Annotated in this window: 18 protein-coding genes; 10 read left to right on the plus strand and 8 right to left on the minus strand. The window is 48.2% G+C overall.

The genetic code is table 11. The features are described 5' to 3' along the window. Positions 1 to 90 precede the first annotated feature (90 nt). From AB3R30_RS05575 to AB3R30_RS05595, 5 genes are all read left to right on the plus strand, one after another. Entirely contained in the window at positions 91 to 1,182 is a 1,092-nt protein-coding gene (locus tag AB3R30_RS05575; RefSeq protein ID WP_458648161.1) for a pentapeptide repeat-containing protein, read from the plus strand. 23 nt (positions 1,183 to 1,205) lie between these two features. After that, positions 1,206 to 1,373 (plus strand): hypothetical protein, encoded by a 168-nt coding sequence (locus AB3R30_RS05580; protein WP_458648162.1) that lies wholly within the window; start codon positions 1,206 to 1,208, stop codon positions 1,371 to 1,373. 94 nt (positions 1,374 to 1,467) lie between these two features. Continuing rightward, complete coding sequence (locus AB3R30_RS05585; protein WP_458648163.1) at positions 1,468 to 1,662, plus strand: DUF2281 domain-containing protein; 195 nt, start codon at positions 1,468 to 1,470, stop codon at positions 1,660 to 1,662. After that, positions 1,647 to 1,976, plus strand: coding sequence for a type II toxin-antitoxin system PemK/MazF family toxin (locus AB3R30_RS05590; RefSeq protein ID WP_458648164.1), 330 nt, complete (start codon positions 1,647 to 1,649; stop codon positions 1,974 to 1,976). The genes AB3R30_RS05585 and AB3R30_RS05590 overlap by 16 nt, the downstream gene beginning before the upstream one ends. Positions 1,977 to 2,088: 112 nt before the next feature. Continuing rightward, positions 2,089 to 2,241, plus strand: coding sequence for a hypothetical protein (locus tag AB3R30_RS05595; protein WP_458648165.1), 153 nt, complete (start codon positions 2,089 to 2,091; stop codon positions 2,239 to 2,241). A 66-nt stretch (positions 2,242 to 2,307) separates the two neighbouring features. Here AB3R30_RS05595 and uvrC read toward each other — a convergent pair whose 3' ends face one another. From uvrC to AB3R30_RS05630, 7 genes are all read right to left on the minus strand, one after another. Beyond that, complete coding sequence (uvrC, locus tag AB3R30_RS05600; protein WP_458648166.1) at positions 2,308 to 4,323, minus strand: excinuclease ABC subunit UvrC; 2,016 nt, start codon at positions 4,321 to 4,323, stop codon at positions 2,308 to 2,310. A gap of 45 nt (positions 4,324 to 4,368) precedes the next feature. Next, entirely contained in the window at positions 4,369 to 5,037 is a 669-nt protein-coding gene (locus tag AB3R30_RS05605) for an HAS-barrel domain-containing protein (RefSeq protein WP_458648167.1), read from the minus strand. An 83-nt stretch (positions 5,038 to 5,120) separates the two neighbouring features. Beyond that, positions 5,121 to 5,318 (minus strand): NAD(P)H dehydrogenase subunit NdhS, encoded by a 198-nt coding sequence (locus tag AB3R30_RS05610; protein WP_458648168.1) that lies wholly within the window; start codon positions 5,316 to 5,318, stop codon positions 5,121 to 5,123. Positions 5,319 to 5,438: 120 nt separating this feature from the next. After that, entirely contained in the window at positions 5,439 to 6,695 is a 1,257-nt protein-coding gene (rodA, locus tag AB3R30_RS05615) for a rod shape-determining protein RodA (RefSeq protein ID WP_458648169.1), read from the minus strand. A 76-nt stretch (positions 6,696 to 6,771) separates the two neighbouring features. Then, a complete protein-coding gene (locus tag AB3R30_RS05620) occupies positions 6,772 to 7,842 on the minus strand; it encodes an Mrp/NBP35 family ATP-binding protein (RefSeq protein WP_458648170.1) in 1,071 nt (356 codons plus the stop codon). 126 nt (positions 7,843 to 7,968) lie between these two features. Next, a complete protein-coding gene (locus AB3R30_RS05625) occupies positions 7,969 to 9,648 on the minus strand; it encodes a sensor histidine kinase (protein WP_458648171.1) in 1,680 nt (559 codons plus the stop codon). Positions 9,649 to 9,836: 188 nt separating this feature from the next. Beyond that, the gene (locus AB3R30_RS05630) at positions 9,837 to 10,649 is read right to left on the minus strand and encodes a TetR/AcrR family transcriptional regulator (RefSeq protein WP_458648172.1); all 813 of its coding nucleotides are present in this window, start codon (positions 10,647 to 10,649) and stop codon (positions 9,837 to 9,839) included. A gap of 52 nt (positions 10,650 to 10,701) precedes the next feature. Between AB3R30_RS05630 and AB3R30_RS05635 the strand changes: the two genes are divergently transcribed. From AB3R30_RS05635 to AB3R30_RS05645, 3 genes are all read left to right on the plus strand, one after another. Next, complete coding sequence (locus AB3R30_RS05635) at positions 10,702 to 11,028, plus strand: Rieske 2Fe-2S domain-containing protein (protein ID WP_458648173.1); 327 nt, start codon at positions 10,702 to 10,704, stop codon at positions 11,026 to 11,028. Beyond that, complete coding sequence (locus AB3R30_RS05640) at positions 10,997 to 11,692, plus strand: Rieske (2Fe-2S) protein (protein WP_458648174.1); 696 nt, start codon at positions 10,997 to 10,999, stop codon at positions 11,690 to 11,692. Before AB3R30_RS05635 ends, AB3R30_RS05640 begins: the two co-directional genes overlap by 32 nt. A 191-nt stretch (positions 11,693 to 11,883) precedes the next feature. Next, positions 11,884 to 12,093: a hypothetical protein gene (locus AB3R30_RS05645; protein ID WP_458648175.1), complete on the plus strand. Its 210-nt coding sequence runs from the start codon at positions 11,884 to 11,886 to the stop codon at positions 12,091 to 12,093. 37 nt (positions 12,094 to 12,130) lie between these two features. Here AB3R30_RS05645 and AB3R30_RS05650 read toward each other — a convergent pair whose 3' ends face one another. Beyond that, positions 12,131 to 12,262, minus strand: coding sequence for a hypothetical protein (locus AB3R30_RS05650; protein ID WP_458648176.1), 132 nt, complete (start codon positions 12,260 to 12,262; stop codon positions 12,131 to 12,133). A gap of 159 nt (positions 12,263 to 12,421) precedes the next feature. Between AB3R30_RS05650 and AB3R30_RS05655 the strand changes: the two genes are divergently transcribed. Together AB3R30_RS05655 and gyrA are read left to right on the plus strand one after the other, a co-directional pair. Then, complete coding sequence (locus AB3R30_RS05655; RefSeq protein WP_458648177.1) at positions 12,422 to 13,525, plus strand: hypothetical protein; 1,104 nt, start codon at positions 12,422 to 12,424, stop codon at positions 13,523 to 13,525. A 385-nt stretch (positions 13,526 to 13,910) separates the two neighbouring features. Beyond that, on the plus strand, positions 13,911 to 16,565 hold the full coding sequence (gene gyrA, locus AB3R30_RS05660; protein ID WP_458648178.1) for a DNA gyrase subunit A: 2,655 nt from the start codon (positions 13,911 to 13,913) through the stop codon (positions 16,563 to 16,565). The last annotated feature ends 28 nt before the right edge of the window (positions 16,566 to 16,593 follow it).

Raw genomic sequence — 16,593 nt, forward strand, 5'->3', positions numbered from 1 at the left:
AAACGCAATCCCGGAATTTGCAGATTTTCAGGGAGATCAAGCATAGTGGATGAACAAGTGCCCCTTGAATCGCAGCAGACGAAATTTCCTATGGCAGATAAGGAACAACTGGAACGACTGAAGCAAGGTGTCGAAGCTTGGAATCAGTGGCGCAGCGACAATCCGAGTATTGAAGTAAACCTAAGCAATGCTAACCTCATTGGGGCTGAACTCTGGAGGGTAAACCTCAACGGAGCTAATCTTACCGGGGCTAATCTTAGCAAGGCTGACCTCAGCAGGGCTGACCTCATTACAGCTAATCTCACCAGAGCCATTCTTATTGAGGCTAATCTTATCGATGCTAATCTCCTAGGAGCTAATCTCACTAATGCTAATCTCATCGGTGCTGACCTGAGAATGGCTCAAGTTTCTAGTGCAAATTTTGCAGGTGCTAATTTAACACGCGCTTACATTGAAGGCTGGAATATCAATAAGACAATATTGGACGATGTACATTGCGAGTATATTTACTTAAATCGTAATTTTTTGGAAAGACTTCAAGAGCGCCGTCCCAGTGATCCGAGCCGGAACTTTGCGTCGGGGGAATTTACCAAGCTGTTTCAGGAAGCTCGCAATACCTTTGATTTGATTCTTCATGACGGCATAAATTGGAGAGCCTTTGCTTTTGCCTTCAACGAAACCAACACAGAAGTAATTGATGAGTATGGCGATCGGCTTTTTCTTCGAGGATACGAGCTTCTGGGCGATGGAATGGTGAAGCTCAAGATAAGCTATCCAGAGGGCACAAACAGCCAAAAGTATCAAAATCTGCTTGAGGAAAGTTATGAACTACTTAAGGAAAATAAAGGGTTACTGAAAGAGAATGCCCGACTACAGGGTGAAGACTATGAAAAGATGCTCTCTCTACCCGGACAAGTGATTGTAATAGGAGATAACAACTCAGTGGATACTCGCAATATCAACACGGGCGGCGGCAGTTACTACGAAACTATCAATACGGGTGGCGGCAATTATATCCAGGGCAACTATGTCAACATGAGCCAGGATTTGACCGAGGCGGCGGCGCAAATTCAGGAGCTATCGAACCAGTGGCAGAAATCGGGCGTAACGGTTGAAGTTGCCCAAGAGCAAGTGGCAACTATCGTTGAATTTCGCTCCGCGCAAAGCATCAAACCGGCGTAACGGTTGAAGTTGCCCAAGAGCAAGTGGCAACGGATTTGGCAAAACAGGCGGAAAGCAATCCAACCGTGATGGGGAAATTGGTGGGCTGGGGTAAAACGATGGCGAATAAAGCCAGTGAAACTACGGTTAGTGAGGCGGCAAAGGCGATCGTTCCTCTCGCTTTAAAGCTGGTCGGCATTCCGCTGCCCTAATCAACGTTTTTGGCTCTTTGAGTTAGGCTAGATAGCACATTTCAATTTTTGACCAATTCCCAGTGTTGGCAATCTTCCAAGCGGCTTTAAGGGTATGAATGCAAAAGATTCACTGATTAAGGAAATTGAACAAGTTCCAGAGTTCTTAATTGTAGAAGTATTGGACTTCTTGCAGTTCCTCAAGCAAAAGCATCGATCTGAACTTTTAGAAGTCGCTGTTCTTAGTGAATCCTCTTTGAGCAAGGATTGGTTGAGTCCAGAGGAGGACGAGGCTTGGCAGAATTTATAAAAGGTGATGTCGTTGTTGTCCCGTTTCCTTTCTCAGATTTAAGTCAGGCAAAACGGCGACCTGCGTTGGTAGTTGCAGTTTTATCGGGTGATGACTTAATTCTTTGTCAAATTACTAGCCAGACAGTTAGAGATTCCTATGCAATAACTATTACAACCGAAGACTTTAGTTCTGGAAATTTGAAGCAGGACAGTAACGTTCGCCCCAATCGACTGTTTACTGCTGATCGGCAAATCATTCTGTCTACAGTGGGTCAGCTTAAGCCTGAAAAGCTAGATGAAGTTATCGATAAGCTGATAGACATTCTGCGGTAGTGTTTTTGCTCGTGCTAATGGATTGCTCCCTATCCACTTTCTATGGTCTGGAGACGCTAAGGTAGAGATAGAAGGATGACTTGTCTGGGATGTTTGGGCAGGGGGAGATGGAATGATGCAGGGAGATTATTTGGATAAGTTGGAACAATTACGATCGCTCCATCTCGCCAAACATCGATCGCTGATTGCGTATTCTGGCGGCATCGATAGCACATTAGTGGCAAAGGTGGCGTTTGATGTGTTGGGCGATCGCGGATTTGAGTAATGGGTTGCAAGAAAATTAGTAGTGCGATCGCGACCAAACTATCCTCAAAGCTGAACAGGATCCTCGTTAATGACTTTCCGATATTGCAGAATTTTCCTCATTGTTCAAGGCTGAGTGAGTTTCAGGCGTAGATACAAAAGAAGCTTCAGCAGGACTGTCATCGTGAGCGGGATGAAAGTAGGTGTAAATTTGCTGGGCTAAGCGGGAACCAATGCCAGGAACCGTGGCAATTTGCTCCGGACTAGCTTCTCGCAAATAATCAATCGAGCGAAAGGTGGAGAGCAGCAACTTTTGGCGATGGAAGCCCAATCCAGGAATTTCATCCAAGCGCGATCGCCGCATCCGTTCTGTCCGTTTTTGTCGATGGAAACTGACTGCAAATCGGTGTGCCTCATCTCGCAAACGGCGCAAAAGTTGAACTCCAGGCTGGTCTGCTTCTGTGGGCAGCGGCAGCGACTCACCGGGCAAAAAAATCTCTTCCCGCTGCTTGGCAAGGCTGACCACGCGCACCTCTTCCAGCAGATTCATCTCTCGCAAAACGGTGACTACAGCCGATAGCTGACCCTTGCCACCGTCAATCATCACTAAATCAGGAAAGTCTGAAGTGGCACTCACATGGCGATCGAGTACCGAAGCCTCGTCGCTTTTCACCAGTTCGCCTCGCTCTTTCAAGGCAGCATACTTACGAAACCGCCGAGTAATGACCTCAGCCATTGACGCAAAATCGTCTGAATGTCCACTCGTTACCTTGGCACTTTTGATTTTGTAATGGCGGTAGTGCTGCTTTGCAGGCAGTCCATCAATAAAAACAACCTGGGAGGCAACAGCATCTGATCCTTGAATATGCGAGATGTCATAGCCTTCAATTCGGCGTGGAAAGTCGGGCATATCCAGCAATTCTGCCAGATCTTGCATTGCCTGGGTGTTGCGATCGGCAAAGCGTTGAGCGCGTGCCAACTCAAAGCCTGCATTGCGTTCCACCATTTCGAGCAGATCTGCCTTGGTTTGACGCTGGGGATGAATGATCGTGACTTTGCGTCCTTTTGCAGTGCTGAGAAATTCTGCCAACATATCGGTTTCCGGCAGGTCGTGCTGCACTAAAATCTCACCGGGGATTTCGATCGGGTCGATATGCTGATAATGTTCTTCTAAAACCCGCTGAAGAATTTCTCCTGGAGTGCCCGATTGGGCATCGGCAACGAACCCCAAACGACCCACTAAGCGCCCCGTGCGAATTTGAAATAGTTGAATGCAGGCATGATTGTCATCGGCAGCCAGAGCGATCGCATCCCGCGATACCGTATCGTTCGCCAAATCCACTTTCTGATCGGCTCCCAACGTTTTTACGCCAGCAATCTGATCGCGAATCCGGGCTGCCACTTCAAAATTCAACTCCTCAGCAGCTTTTTCCATCTGAATCGACAGAATGTTGACCAGTTCATCAATCCGCCCCTGAAACACCATCGCTACTTTACGAACAATTTTGTGATAGTCTTCCGAGGAAATTAGCTGCTGACACACTCCCGGACAGCGCCCCATGTCGTAGTTGAGGCAGGGGCGATCCTTAAACAGGGCTTGGGGGCGTTGCCGCAAGGGAAAGACCCGCTTGACTAAATGCAGTGTCCGGCGCAGCAAACCCACATCCACATAGGGTCCATAAAAGCGATCGGCTTTTTTGCCTAACTGACGCTTGCGGGTAATAAAAATTCGCGGATAGGGTTCAGACCAGGTAATACAGAGCCAGGGATATTTTTTGTCATCCTTCAACAGCACGTTGTAGTAGGGCTGGTGCTGCTTGATTAGATTGGCTTCTAGGGCAAGGGCTTCGGCTTCAGTATCCGTGACGATGAACTCAATATCGGCGATCTGCCTCACCATCATCGCAATCCGGGGACTGTGGTGATGGTCCTCGCGAAAATACGATCGCACCCGCGATCGCAGCTTTTTCGATTTGCCAATGTAAAGCACCTGATCAGTCGCATCTTTCATGTAGTAGACTCCCGGCTCTGGGGGAATCTCTTTCAATCGAGTCTCTAGGCGCTCTGGATCTTGAAGTAAGGGCAAACTTTGGGTTGATGTCACGCGAAGATGTCAGGCTGGATATACTCTTCGATCTTAGTGCGAATTTTAGATATGAACCTGACTTAAAATGGTGCGAAGGCGATCGTAATCATCTTTTAAGTAAAGGCTCAACATTCGTCCGGCTTGCACCAACCAGTCGCGGTCTGCCCGTCGCAACCCATAGACTTCCCGCAGCATAGCGGCGACTAAAGCATCCACAGGCACGCCGTTCATTTGTAGCAATGTCCGCAGAAAATCGAGCCGCTCCGTAAAGCGCAGAATTTCATCCGTGTCGCATTGATACACCGCCTGATGGAGTTGCGGTGGACGCGGCGGCAAGTGTTGATAGATTATGGCTGAATCTGGCTTGACCCCATTATTTCTAGAGGAGTACGGTTCAAACCCCACGATCGCCGCCCGAAACTCCGTCTTCAACATGGCAAAAATTTGCGGCTGTTGTTCTCGCAACTCTTGCAGCGATAAACCCAGTGCCCGCGCCCGATGTACCGAATCGATCGGACTGGTAGAAGCAGAGTAGACGATCGCATAAACTTGATTTCCTGACTCTTCTTCTGCCGACTTCACCCAACTGCCAAAGGGCGGCATCGCGGGAAAACTCAGATCATCAGGATCTAAGCACTGGGCTAAAAACTCCGTAGTAGAAGTTTCAATCACCTCTGCAATGTGGTTTGGCTGGCGATTTTGGGCAGCAAACTGAGGAAGAGGAAGACGCATGAGACAAGCAGGAAATTTTTGACTTCTAAGCTAGATTCATTCATAGCTTAATCTTAAGCTTAGTCTTAAAGACTAAACCTGAGTTATTTCCCCTTTTTCTTTGCGGTTGCCAAGTCTACTTCCTCAAGTTCTGACAGCTTAAATGTGACTGACTTATCCCAATTGCCGCCTTCAAACAAAACTAGCGCTTTGCCATCGCTCATCCGTTGAACCAGTCCTCGAAACTGATAGTAAGTATCTTGCGCGTTAATCACTCGAACCACTGAACCCGGAAAAATCATAGCGTTTGCTCAGATATATTCACTAGACCAGCTTACAAGGTGACAGGCAAGAATGGTCAGCCGTTTGATTGGTTTTTGTCTATCCCGATAATTGGAAATGGTAATCAATTATCTTGCTCGCTAAAATTTTAGCCGCTGTCGGAAATTGGAAACCGATTGCACCACGCCGATCGCCAAAAAATTCATCAGCAAAGCAGATTTACCGTAGCTCAAAAAGGGCAGCGGAATCCCGGTCACCGGCGATAAGCCAATTGTCATCCCCACATTCACGGCAACCTGAAACACGATCATTGAAAAAACGCCGATCGCAATCAGTGAGCCAAAATTATCTTTAGCATTCTGAGCAATAATCACCAGCCGTAAGCACACTAGCCAGAAGGCAATCAGGACTAGAATGCCGCCCACAAAGCCTAATTCTTCGCCGATCGCGGTGAAAACAAAGTCGGTATGTTGTTCTGGAATAAAGCTGAGTTGCGTCTGCGTTCCTTTGTATAACCCTCTGCCCCACAGTTCTCCGGCACCAATGGCAATACGTGACTGAATTAAGTGATAGCCCCCTTTAAGCGGTTCTTGATCAGGATCTAAAAAAAGAATCAGACGTTTCTTTTGGTATTCCTTCAGCAAACCCCAAAGCAAATGTCCCAAACCGCCCGACACCAAATTGACCACCACAGCCGCCAACGTTCCGAGCCGATACCAGGGCAAACTGCGCCATGCAACCACGCCAACAACGACAATCCAGCCAAACCAAAAGGGTAGCGCAGTGTTAAATAGAATTGCAGAGATGAATGGAGAGAGCAGCAGCAGCAGCCATCCCGGATTGGCGTTGCCCCAATACAACATGCCCATGGTGATGGCACCAAAAACCAGGGAGGTTCCTAGGTTTGGCTCTAGAAAAACGAGCGCCCACGGAACGGCAACTACTGCTATGACCCGTAAGGCGGCTGGGATGGTTGAGGCAGGACGATCGCTGAGCAGGGCGGCGATTGTAATAATGGCTCCCAGTTTGGCAAATTCTGAAGGCTGTAGATTGAATCCTGCGATCGTGATCCAGCGTTGGGCACCCAGCCCTTCCGTGCCAAAGAATTTCACCGCTAGCAGCAGCAAAATCGTTATGCCGTAGATGATCCAGTGCCACTGAAGCAATCGATCATACCGACAACGGGCGATCGCCAGCGCCAACACAATCCCTATCCCACAAGTGATCAAATGTTGAGATGCCCAATTTGCCCCTTCTTGGCTCAACTCGATGCTGTGAATCATCACACCACCTAGAATAGTCAGTCCAATCGGGAAAATAAACAACCACCAGTCTATATTTTGCCAGGGCTGAGCTAGGGCTTTCCAGCGAATTTTGGGCAGCGATTTGTGTAGCATGAATCAGGAAAAACCTACTAAATCGTTCACAGTTTTTGCAACCTTCATTCTCAGTTAAGTTAAGTCGGAAAAAATTCTATGTCAATGCGGCGATCGAAACCTTCGCTGCAATTTGCTGAGCGATCGCCGTCAGCGCTTTGGCTGAAGCCGATTCAGGATCAGCTAAGACAATGGGCACACCGCGATCGCCGCCTTCCCGTAATGGAATTTCTAGCGGCACACAGCCCAATAACGGCACCTGAAGCTCGTTGGCAGTTTTCTCGCCGCCTGCCGAACCAAAAATATCGTATTGCTTATCAGGCATATCTGGCGGAATAAAGTAGCTCATGTTTTCCACGATGCCTAAAACGGAGACTCCAAGCTGTTGAAACATTTTTAATCCCCGTCGTGCATCCAATAACGCCACGGTTTGAGGAGTCGTCACAATCACCACGCCCGCCATGGGGACTGCCTGCGCCATGGTCAGTTGCGCGTCACCCGTTCCAGGCGGCATATCCACGATCAAGTAATCCAGTTCACCCCATGACACTTGATAGAGAAATTGACGGATTACGCCATTAATCATGGGACCTCGCCAGATCACAGGCTGATCTTTATCGATCAAAAAGCCCATGGAAACCAGCTTTACGCCGTGGTTAAAGGCAGGTTCTAGGATATCCCCACCTGCGCCCTGCTGCACCGTCACTTTTGCATCGGTTAGCCCTAGCATAGTCGGCGCGTTGGGACCGTAAATGTCGGCATCAATTAATCCTACTTTTGCCCCGGCTTGTGCCAAAGCCACCGCAATATTGATGGCGATCGTGCTTTTACCCACGCCCCCTTTGCCGCTGGACACTGCCAAAATATTTTTCACGCCGCCAATCCCCTGGCGATCGGGTAGGGCTTTTTGCTGAGGTGTTTCAGCCGTCACGTCTACAACCACCTCTTGCACTCCGGGCAGCGTGCGAACGGCTTTCTCGCAATCTTCCACAATGAACTGACGCAACGGACAGGCTGGAGTGGTTAACACGAGAGTAAATCGAACAATGCCCTGATCAACCTCGACGTTGCGGATCATGTTCAAGTCCACCAAACTTTTTTGGAGTTCGGGATCTTGAACCGGCTTTAAAACTTCTAAAACAGAACTGGAACTTAAGGTATCAAGCATTTCTTCACTCTGACTAAAGCAACGGGAGACGGATCGCGCTTCTTCGATCTTAGAGCCAGTTGTTAGCCATTTTTGTAGAACCGCTGAGTATTTCCGCGATCGCCCGACCAATTTCCGAATTAGAGATTAGATTGGCATTGATGCAACTCTTACATTCAAACTATCTTTTAAGTCCGAACGCTTCTGTCGAATTGGAATTTTAATCAGAAATTCTGCCCCGCGCTCGGGGAGCGGCAGATATTCCAAAGTGCCTCCATGCCGCTCAACTACCTGATAACTAATGGATAGCCCCAAGCCAGTCCCCTTACCTACGGGCTTCGTGGTGAAAAATGGATCGAATAGTTTGCTTTGTACTGCTACTGGAATCCCAGAACCGTTATCTCGAATAGAGATATGCACCCAAGTAGAATCGATCGCCTGAGTGGTGATCGTGATTTTGCCTTCCTGAAAACACTCATCGGGCGGCAGGCTTTCAGAAAATTCTTGGAGGGCATCGATCGCATTGGCTAACAGATTCATAAATACTTGGTTTAGCTGACCTGCAAGGCAATCTACCAATGGCAACGCGCCATAGTTTTTGATCACTTCAATGCCAAATCGGAGAGCGGTTGGCTTGAGCCGATGTTGTAAAATCCGCAGCGTACTATCTAGCCCATCGTGAATATTCACTTCTTTGACTTCAGCTTGATCTAAACGAGAAAAATTCCGCAGCGACAGAACAATTTCTCGGATGCGCTCAGACCCAATTTTCATAGACTTCAACAGTTTCGGCAAATCTTCTGCTAGAAAATCGAGATCCATCAATTCTAGTTTTTCCTGCACCTCTAGACTAGCAGAGGTGTCGTACTGCTCATAAAGCTGCAACAATTCCAACAGGTCACGAGTGTAGGTATCCACATAGTTAATGTTGCCGTAAATAAAATTCACCGGATTATTGATTTCGTGGGCGATGCCTGCCACCAGTTGCCCCAGCGCAGACATTTTCTCGTTTTGCACGAGATGTAGCTGGAGTTGCTTTAATTCTTCCAGCGATCGCTCAATCTGTTGAGTCTTTTGCTGCGTTTGGCTTAATAGTTCTGCTTGATAAAGGGCAACGTCAAGCTGAAGGGCAATTTGTTTAGCAAAATCAATCTCTGCTGCCTGCCACTCGCGGGGCGCAGAACAGTGATGGATGCACAACAAGCCCCACAAAGTCTCACCTCGTTGCAATGGAATAATTAGATTGGCACGAATTTGAAATTGAGACAACACCGCGATATGACAATCAGATAGCCCTGCGTTGAAAATATCGCCGACGGCTTGAATCTGACCGCTGGCATAGTACGCCGCATAGCGATCGCCAAAGCAATGATCGTGAATCCGAATCTTCAAAGCCGAATCATAGGGCGATAGCACTGCTTCGGAGACAAATTCACCTTCGTTGTAGCCCGATTCAGGATAGAAACGAAAGATCCCCACGCGATCGACCTGTAGCAGTTGGCGAACTTCCGTTGCAGCTAGGTTAAAAATCGTGTCTAGATCTAAGGAAGACCGAATTTTGCTGATGACTTCCGATAAGGCGAACTGCCGCTCACTCAAATGCTGCAATTCAGTGGTGCGCTGCTGAACATTAAACTCTAAGTCCCAATTTCGCTGATTGAGTTCAGCCTCACGCTGTTGCAATTCTTGAGCGTGATACTGTTCAAGCTGATGAATCTTTCGGCGAAAAGATACTGCCCCGATAATTAGGCTAAGGATTGAAAAAGTCCCTACAAGCCCTATAGCAGGAGCGATCGCTGAACCAGCGCCAACCAGAAAGGAAAGCATATGAGTAACCTAAAAGAACAGCAAATTAATGCACTTAGAAACGTTTTTCCAAGACGCTAGCACTGGCAGCACCAATAAGCGACCGTAAAAGTATTGAGACTTTTTTGAAAAGGAAATATCGCAGTCCGTAAATTGCTCCGTAAATTGCACAGTATGCAAGGTTCAATAAATTCCAAATAATCAGCTTTTTACTGGGTAATCTCAGTAGGCAGCCTAGATTCCACAAACTGTTTTTCACACATTTTACAGCGATAACACTGCTTCCCCCGACGATACCCATTTTTGGATAATTGCTCGGATTGGCAGTGGGGACATTTCATTACTTTCATTACTTTTGCTGCGTCGTTCGACCGATTATCTCCTACATGCGGCTCTAAATACGACACTAGCAACTCCTCAATTTGCTGAGTCAATTGTTGACGCGCTTCCACGTCAGGAGCGCGAAGTGCTGCCAGCATGACCGCATTGCTACTATGCACACACACTTCTGCGAGTAACCGACCGTGCGCTTGTTCTAAAGCTGAGTTTCGCTGTATCAAGATATTTGCCATAAAGTTAATTGCCTCTTGGGTCATACTTTCGTCGATCGCCTGAAAATTTTCGGGCGCTGTGTAAAACTGCACAAACATCACCCGCGATACTGGCTGCTCAAATAGATCTGAAACTGCCATAACCAAATTGTGAAGCATCTGGCGCAACGGTAATTGAACGATTCCAGAGGCGATCGCCTGCGACCAAAAGACCTCCACCCGCTCAGCATGGCGCAATTCCATTGCCTTAAAAATGGCAGCTTTATCCGGAAAAAACTGATACAACGATCCGATCGCCGTTCCCGCTTTTGCGGCAATTAGATGAGTGGTTGCGGCTGGATAACCTATCTCGTCAAAGACAGCCGCCGCTGCATCCAGAATTTTTTCGACTCGATCTTTACCCCGCTGCTGTTTCGGTTGACGGCGTAAATTTTTTGACGACTGGATTGACGAACGTGAATATTCTGTCATATTGTTGAAACACGACGGATTTTTCACAATTTTATATCGAGCGGAGAACATCATGCAGTCAATGCTTCCCGGTGCGCCTTGGTTATTGGCGCACAAGTCCATGCTGACCGTGAACCAACCTCAAAAAATTTCCCTATACTCAACCGACTATGTCATGTGGAAAGATACGGCTGGAGCGGTTCATGCGCTTCCCAATGCCTGTCCCCATATGGGAGCAATGCTATCCGAGGGCTGGTGTGAACCGAGTAATGGCACTAGCGCGATCGCCTGTCCATTTCATGCGTTGCAGTTTGATGAAGCAGGCTGCACGGTTCTACCCGGCTCAAGCAAAAAAACCTTAACCCCAATTGCAGCCTCTAGAACTAATCATTCAAGGTGATTTTATTTGGTCCTATGGCGGCTACGAGCCGAAAATTCCCATTCCCACAGTGCTAAATGAGATTGCCAATAGCTACTATTTTGTGGGACATACTGGCGATCGCAGCGTTAAGACCGATTTGCTGAACATGCTGCTGAACATGCACGATTACAATCATCAAAACGGCACCCACCGAGACTTATTTCGGATTACAGAGGTAGAGTTTCACCAGTTTATTGATAACGGACATCAGTCTCACGCCTTTTATGACATGCCCACCGCTCCCTATTCTCTGGCAGAGAAGTTAAGCAAGCCAGATGTCATGTTGCTTCCCCGCATCATTAAAGCGCATCTAGAAAATCACTTCCCCTCTCTGGTGATCTTTCACGGAGAAATGCCCTTTGGGAAGGCGGCACAATGTCATTTCTTTGTGCCAGAAGCTGAAAACTGCACCCGGACTTACGTTTTGCTCTTTGGGCAGGCAAAGCATCCCGTCTTTAAGCTGTTGGGTGGAACCTATCTTAAATTTGGCAAGGTCGTTGTGGATCAAGATGCAGATATTTTAGGCAAGATTTATCCTGATGCGCCTCAGAAAATCAAACTGAACAATGAAGTCGGCATGGATTGGGTCAGACGCAATTTCGCAAGTTTTCCTAATGTGACGGCACCGCATCTTTCCAAATAGAGAGTCAGATTCTCACTATCATTAAATTGACATCTTGCATCTGTCGCGGTAATCGCCCTGGAATAAATTCCGGCATTGCTGAATGCAAGTATGATTTTTGACTGTAGGGGTAGGTCTTGTGCCTAACCCTGACGTAGATGGAGGACAACCACAAGGGATTGCCCCTACAAATTTCATCCCCAGACTCAGCAATGCCTAAATTCCAAGCTCATATCTCAAGTCCATTAAAATGGACTAAAACCTTTACCCAGTCTTCTTTAGAAGACTTTTCCTATAAGCCAGGAAATGAATTTTCTGGTGGGGGAAAGCTGCTATTGAGATTGGTGCAAAATTCGGCGTTGCTGATTGCAGCTATGATTTCCCTCATCCCCAACTCTTCTCCCCAAGGAGAAGGGAGCTAAAAATCTTATTCCCTCGCCCGTTGGGAGAGGGTTAGGGTTAGGGCAAATTTAGGCGTTCATAGATCAATTCAGCAACGCCCAAAATTCTAGACAAAGGCAAGCATGGTGATGTTGCCGTGAGCAAGTTGAAGGCTTTTGTGCCACCGCGATCGCCCAAGTCACCACTCAAGATTCTGATTTAGCTCCAGCTAAATCAGCGCCATCTTGGAGGGTTAAGCACTCCTGAAATAGTGTTGGAGTTGGTCAATCAGGCACAGAAAACCCCCTGCTTTCAGCTTCGTTTTCAGCAAGATGATGTGTTTCTATTTCAAAATACCTGTGGGATCAAATGAATCAGTCTAACTGGTTGGCAAGACCTAGTTTTCTTTACCCCAGTTTGGCGATCGCGGTTTGGGTGCAGCATGGATTACTGTGGCTGTGGATCGCCCACAAACAGAATATATCTTGGTTAACGCTGCTCAATAATTGGGATGCAGAGCATTACAGCATCATTGCCACTCAGGGCTATGAGGGCACAAATTGGGCGTTTTTCCCGCTCTATCCCTTGCTGGTTCGCGGTTGGGCATGGGGAACGGGATTATTGGCAGTACCGCAAGTTGCAGGCACACTGCTATCTTCGTTAATTTTTTTGGGTTGGCTGGCAGCAGTGATTTATTTGCAAGCCTCACCCAAACGTTCTGAAGCAACTCAAGCAGGTCTATTGCCCAAAACAATTTGGGGATGGCTGCTGTTTCTCTACTCGCCCGGATCGTTCATTTTTCACTCCCACCATACCGAATCGCTGTTTCTGCTGTTGTCGTATCTTGCCTTTACCGCTGCCGTTTTCCAAAAGCCCACAATAGCAACTGTTTTGGCGGGGCTAGCTGGGTTAACGCGCACTCAAGGACTTTTTGTGATTGTGTCGATTGCGCTGATTATTGCGGGGCATCAACGCGATCGCATCACTCAACTGCGCCATTTTGCCTTCGTTTGCCTAGGCGGCATTGCGATCATGCTGCTGTTTCCGCTGTATCAATATTGGCAAACGGGCAACCCTTGGCAATCGGTGCAAGCGCGGTCAAACTGGAGCCATGCCACTTCCTGGTTTTCGATGCTGCAAACGCTGTGGTTTGGTAACCCCTGGCAAAATACCAAGTTGGGTTCCGTCTTGCATCATGCGGTTTATGGGCTGTTGATTGGCGGAACCGTGTTGCTGTGGCGGGTGTCTCGCCCAATGGCTGTCTATACGGCGTTATCGTTGGTCGTGATGCTGCAACAGGGTGAGCTAATTAATATATTTCGCTATGGTGCAGTGTTGTTTTCAGTGTGGTTTGTGTTGGGCGATCGCCTTTCTCGTTCTCCTACTTGGCTCAAAATTGGTTGCTTAGCGTTGATGGTTGCTCTCAACTATTCAGTGGCTTGGAGCTATGCGATCGATCGCTGGTCTTATTAGAGCGTGAAGCAAACACCGCTGAATTGCAACCCATAGCACTATACTTTTGAAGGTTTTTTGGATAGGTGAAAAAACAATCTAAACACTCAATTCGTGTTGACTCAAGGGTGATTAAAAATCGTGATTAAAACTTTCTTGAAATGCTCAAATTTTTGATTACAAAAAGATAGCTTAAAGTTTCTAGAAAAGCAGGAATGGATTGTGAAAGTGAGCCTTGATAAACTCCCACAGCCTAGGGGCGATCGCACTACGAAACCTAGCTTTCCGTGATATAATCAGTAAGCTGAAGGTTCTCTTTTTAAGCACACAAATTCAGTTCAATTTGTTTGTTTTTCAAAAGCTGTTCTTTTTGCGAAAATACTGATCTTTCGGAGTCTTTTATACTATGACTTTTTCCCAGGAGCCGCCTCAAGATCGCATCGTCCCCACAGATTTACGAAACGAGATGCAGCGGTCTTACCTGGAATACGCCATGAGCGTGATTGTCGGGCGAGCGCTCCCCGATGCCAGAGACGGATTGAAGCCCGTCCACCGTCGAATTTTGTATGCCATGCACGAATTGGGGTTGGCACCCGATCGCCCCTTTAGAAAGTGCGCCCGTGTCGTGGGGGAAGTGCTAGGTAAATACCATCCCCACGGCGATACGGCGGTTTACGATGCCTTGGTGCGGATGGCGCAGGATTTTTCCATGCGATCGCCCCTAATTGATGGTCATGGCAACTTCGGCTCGATTGATAACGATCCACCCGCCGCTATGCGATATACCGAGTGTCGCCTACGCCCTCTAACGCGGGATGCCCTGCTGCAAGACATTGAATCAGAAACGGTCGATTTTGGCGATAACTTCGACGGCTCTCAGCAAGAACCGCTAGTTTTGCCATCTCGCATTCCTCAGCTTTTGCTGAATGGATCGTCTGGCATTGCCGTTGGCATGGCGACCAACATTCCGCCGCACAATTTGGGCGAACTGATTGATGGGCTAGTAGCTCTGATTCACAATCCCGACATCACCGTGCAGGAGTTGATGCACTACATTCCTGGACCCGACTTTCCCACGGGCGGTCAGATTCTCGGTCTAACCGGGATTCGCGAAGCCTACAATACTGGGCGCGGTTCTGTGATCATGCGCGGGGTTGCCAATATTGAAACCATTGAACATCGCGGCAGACCAGATCGCGAAGCCATCATCATCACCGAGCTACCCTACCAAACCAACAAAGCTGCGCTGATTGAAAAAATTGCGGAAATGGTGAATGAGCGCCGCCTAGAAGGGATTTCGGATATTCGAGATGAGAGCGATCGCGACGGGATGCGAATTGTCATCGAACTTCGTCGCGATGCCTATCCCCGCGTTGTCCTGAATAATCTCTACAAGCAAACCCCCCTCCAGGCAAACTTCGGGGCAAATATGCTGGCGCTGGTGGATGCCTATCCGCAACTGCTCAGCCTCAAGCAGTTTCTCTCTGTTTTCCTAGATTTCCGCATCATCACGATTACCCGTCGCACACAATATCAACTGCGAAAAGCGGAAGATCGGGATCACATCTTGCAAGGGCTGCTGATTGCATTGGTGAATCTAGATGCCATCATTAACCTGATTCGCGGTGCCGCTGATGCCCCCACTGCGCGATTGGAGTTGATTGAACGGTTTGGGCTATCAGACGTTCAGGGGGATGCCATTTTGCAAATGCAACTCCGCCGCCTCACTGCCCTAGAAGCCGATAAGATTCAGCAGGAGCACGATGATCTGCAAACCCAAATTGCGGACTTGCGAGATATTTTGGCACGTCGAGAACGCATTCTAACGATTATTGAAACAGAATTGGCTGCAATTAAGGCGGCTCATGCTACACCCCGCCGCACGATAATTGAGCAGTCTGAAGACGAAATCATGGATGCGGATTTGATTGCCAACGAACGGGCGGTAATTTTGCTGACCGAGCAGGGCTACATCAAACGGATGCCCGTCAACACGTTTGAGTCTCAAAATCGGGCAACGCGAGGCAAGTCGGGCACCCGGATGAAAGATGATGATGGGGTGGAACAGTTTCTCGCCTGCCGTGATCACGATAGTATTCTGTTTTTTAGCGATCGCGGCGTGGTTTACTGCCTGCGAGCCTATCAGATTCCGGTCAGTTCTCGGACTGCCCGTGGCACTGCCATTGTGCAGCTATTGCCCATTCCTCACAACGAAAAAATCACCTCGATCATCCCGGTGAGTGAGTTCAGCGACGATGAATATTTGGTGATGCTGACAAATAAGGGCTACATCAAAAAAACGGCGCTCTCGGCGTTTAAGAATATTCGCGCCAATGGATTGATTGCCATTTCTTTGGAAGAAGCCGATCAACTGCGATGGGTGCGTCGTGCCCGTGCCGAAGACACGATTTTAATCGGCTCTCAGTTCGGTAAATCGATTCACTTTCGAGCAAGCCACGATCAACTGCGTCCTTTGGGTCGTGCTACACGCGGTGTCAGGGCAATGGCTCTGCGCCAAGGCGATAGTTTAGTGGGTCTAGATATTTTGCCCAGTGAGATTGTAGAAACTCTCGCGGCGGATTTAGAGTCCGATGGCGGCGAGGATGAGGGGGGCAGTGACGAGGGAACAGAAATTTTGGAAACCTTGGAAGCAGTCGCGCCTTCTGGTCCTTGGATTCTGACGGTGACTGCCTTTGGCTATGGTAAACGGGTGCCTGTGACCCAGTTCCGTTTACAAAATCGGGCGGGCATGGGCATCGTGGCAACCAAGTTTCGCAAACCTGGCGACCATATGGCATCGTTGCGAATCGTCCATGAAGGTGAAGAGTTGATGCTGATTACCAATCGTGGCATCATCATTCGCCAAGCGATCAACGCCATTTCTTGTCAATCTCGCGCGGCTTCTGGGGTTCGCTTACAGCGGTTGGATGAAGATGATGAGATTGTGGCAGTGGCGCTGGTGCCTGCTTCCGATGCCGAGGAAAATGCGCTACTGGATGCGGAAACTGGGGAAGAAGCGATCGCAGCCTCTCCAGTGTTAGAAAAAAGTAACATACCCTAATGTGCAACTAAAGTCAGCCCCTTCTCTT

Origin of the sequence: Sivoneniella epilithica UHCC 1019, assembly GCF_040830845.1 — a bacterium.
Taxonomy (GTDB): domain Bacteria; phylum Cyanobacteriota; class Cyanobacteriia; order Leptolyngbyales; family Leptolyngbyaceae; genus ULC077BIN1.